Here is a 3,398-nt window from a genome sequence, read left to right on the forward strand (position 1 = left end):
GTCAAGTCGATCTTGTCCTTGCCTTTCTCGAACGCCACCATGTCGTGCCCGTTCGTCGGTGCGAACACGAACACGTCCGCGTCGCTCCCGCCAAACATGTGATCGTTGCCGGCGCCGCTGGTCAGAATGTCTTTGCCGGTGCCGCCTTGAAGCATGTTTTCCGAACMGCCGAATACGGTCAGACGATCATTGCCTGAGCCGCCGTCGAGGAAGCTCGTGCCTGTGACGCCGTTGGCGACTACCCGGCCGATCAGAACGTCGTTGCCGGCGCCACCTTCGAGATGGTTCTCGGCGCTGGAATTGTCGGGCTCGAACGGATTGGCGGTGATGTTCAGAACCGCTTCCAGACGGTCGTTGCCCGAGCCGCCAGTGAGAAGATTCAGTGCCTTGTAGAGATCGAGGTTGAGGAAGTTCGGGCCGCCGTGGGCGTCGACGAGGAGATTGGCGTAAAGCGTATCGCTTCCGGTCCCGCCCGCCAGGTCGTTCGTCGCCTTCACGAAGCCGCCGAGTGCCGTGGAATCCGCCGTCAGCCTGTCGTTGCCGCTGCCGCCATCGAGAAGATTGGTGACGTCGGTAACGGTGTTCTCGCCGTCCGTCGAGTGTATGGCTTCCAGAACGTCGTTGCCGTCTCCGCCGGTGAGATCGTTGACGCCCACGGGAGCGCGCGAGTTCGAATCCGTAAAGTTGAAAGCGTGCAATGTGTCGTTACCGTCCCCGCCATCCAGCGCGTTGGAGATGAGCCCCGTCGTGTTGGCGCGACCGAAGGCGGAGGCGTCGAGCACGTCGTTTCCGGAGCCGCCGGTCAACACGTTCGTGGCGGTCGCGACGGATCCCGAAAGCTCCGTATCGGCGACAGCGGTGACACGGTCGTTACCGGATCCAGCATGAACGGTGTTCGAGACGGTGTTGTTGCCGATGGTATTGGTGGCATCCGCCGTCGCGTTGATGACGTCGCTTCCGCTGCCGCCGCAAACCACATTCTTCAGCGTCGCATTGCCAAGGGTAAAGAACGTCACGTTCGCTGTGGCGTTGATGGTGTCGTTGCCGGAACCACCCGAAAGATAGAGCTCGCCGAGGACATTGTCGGTCTGCGCGGGCCCGTGGACCGTCACGGTCGCATTGAGCCTGTCGTGACCCTCTCCGCCGATCTGGACGCCGATCCCGTGCGCAGTGCCGCCTTGCGCCGCGACAGCGATCTGTGTGGTCAGGCGATCGTTGCCCCAACCGCCGATCAGGCCAGTGCGATTGAACGTGCTGCTGAGGACGTCATTGCCTCCGAAGCCGTACACGAGATCGCCAGCGGCGCCCGCGCCCAGCGTGTCGTTACCCGGCGTGCCGGTGATCACGTCGTTGATCGGTTCGAGCAGGGATAGCCATTGAATTGCGGGCATCGTCTCTTCTCCTTGGGTGCCGGCTCAAAGCTCACGGGAGTATGGCGTGCGCACAAGAACGGGCGCACGGGAACACACTTGTTCCGAACGGGAAATCGTCCGCAGCAATCGCCGAAAATAATCCTGCAAAACGCATTGAATACTAAGTTTTGACTGGCCGATATTACGACTTCACGCCGACTCGGAGAATATCGTCTTCCGGCTATTTGGGATTACGCTGCCAGCTACTCGGCACAAGGCGTGCGGGAGCGCACTTCCAGGGACGCTCGGATGTGAGTTCTGCGCGTCTGCGGAAGGCGCGTTGGAGTGGGTTCCGTGGGACGTCGCCGGACGCACGCTCCGTGTCATCCCCGGCGAGCGCAGCGAGGGAAGGAGACCTACGACGGGCTTGCGTCTTCGCGAGCACAGCGATGCGGCGCTAGGGGGGGCCGACTTCGGTCGGATGAGCACCACGCTTCAAAACTCGGGGTCACCTGGACAAGCCCGGTGATGACATCCTGGGAAAAGCGTCCCGCCTCGAAGCCTCATCCCTGAGAAGCGGTCGCAAGGCCGCATCTCGAAGGACGAGATGACTCCCGCAATGCCCGCTCGTTCAGGCCGCGGAGAGCGCCTGATCGAGATCGTCGATGAGGTCCTCGGTGTCTTCAAGCCCGATGGAAAGGCGAACCACTTCCGGCCCGGCGCCGGCCTGGCGCTTCTGCTCGTCGGTAAGCTGGCGGTGGGTGGTGGAGGCAGGGTGGATCACCAGAGAACGGGTATCGCCGATATTTGCCAGATGCGAAAACAGCTTGAGGTTCGATACCAACTTCACACCTGCCTCGTAGCCGCCCTTGAGGCCGAACGTGAACACCGCGCCCGCGCCCTTGGGGCAATACTGCTTGGCCAGCGCATGGTAGCGGTCGCTCTTCAGGCCCGGATAGCTGACCCACTCGATTTTGTTGTGCGCCGCCAGATGCTCAGCGACTCGCAAGGCGTTGTCGGAATGGCGCTGCATGCGCAGCGGCAGGGTCTCGATTCCGTTCAGGATAAGGAACGCGTTGAACGGCGAAAGCGCGGGGCCGAGATCGCGCAAGCCGAGCACGCGGCAGGCGATGGCAAAACCGAAATTGCCGAAGGTTTCGCCCAGCACCATGCCGCCATATTCGGGGCGCGGCTTGGAGAGCATCGGGTAGCGGTCGTCGCCGGCGAAGTTGAAAGAGCCTCCGTCGACGATGACGCCGCCGATGGAATTGCCGTGGCCGCCCAAAAACTTAGTGGCGGAATGCACGATGATGTCGGCGCCGTACTCGAACGGGCGGATGAGATACGGCGTCGCCATCGTGTTATCGACGATGAGCGGAATTTTGTGCTTCTTGGCGATCGCCGACAACGCTGCGATATCGACGATGACGCCGCCGGGATTGGCGATGGATTCGATAAAGATCGCCTTGGTCTTGGGTGTGATCGCTGCTTCGAACGTGGAAGGGTCGTCGGAATCCGCCCAGACGACGTTCCAGCCGAAATTCTTGTACGAATGGTTGAACTGGTTGATTGAGCCGCCATAGAGCTTCTTGGCTGCCACGAACTCGTCGCCTGGCTGCAACAGGGCGTGGAAGACGAGGAACTCCGCCGCGTGACCCGAGGCGACGGCCAAACCTGCCGTGCCGCCTTCAAGCGCGGCGACGCGCTCCTCAAGAACGGCACAGGTCGGATTTCCGATGCGGGAATAGATGTTACCAAACGCCTGCAAGCCGAACAAAGAGGCCGCGTGGTCTACGTCGTCAAAGACGAACGAGGTCGTTTGATAGATCGGCGTCGCCCGGGCGCCGGTCGCCGCATCGGGCGCCGCGCCGGCGTGAATGGAAAGCGTGCTAAATCCCGGGTGCCGGTCAGCCATCTCAGATCCTTGAGTGAACCAAAACTCTGTTGAATTCAGGGGAGCGTGAGTTCTATTTAAAGAACGAAACGTTCGCCAGTCAAGGATCAGGGACGGTTCAGGCTCAGTTTCTGGAAGCCTTTTCCTGAAAG

General features: G+C 61.3%; 1 protein-coding gene and 1 pseudogene. Both read right to left on the reverse strand.

The features are described from left to right. A pseudogene (locus AC1DT3_RS15515) lies at positions 1 to 1,391 on the reverse strand (hypothetical protein); the annotation flags it as partial. 592 nt (positions 1,392 to 1,983) lie between these two features. Continuing rightward, on the reverse strand, positions 1,984 to 3,267 hold the full coding sequence (locus AC1DT3_RS15520; protein ID WP_477466143.1) for an O-acetylhomoserine aminocarboxypropyltransferase: 1,284 nt from the start codon (positions 3,265 to 3,267) through the stop codon (positions 1,984 to 1,986). Positions 3,268 to 3,398: the final 131 nt, after the last annotated feature.

It is taken from the genome of Microvirga sp. P4_G7, assembly GCF_056401005.1.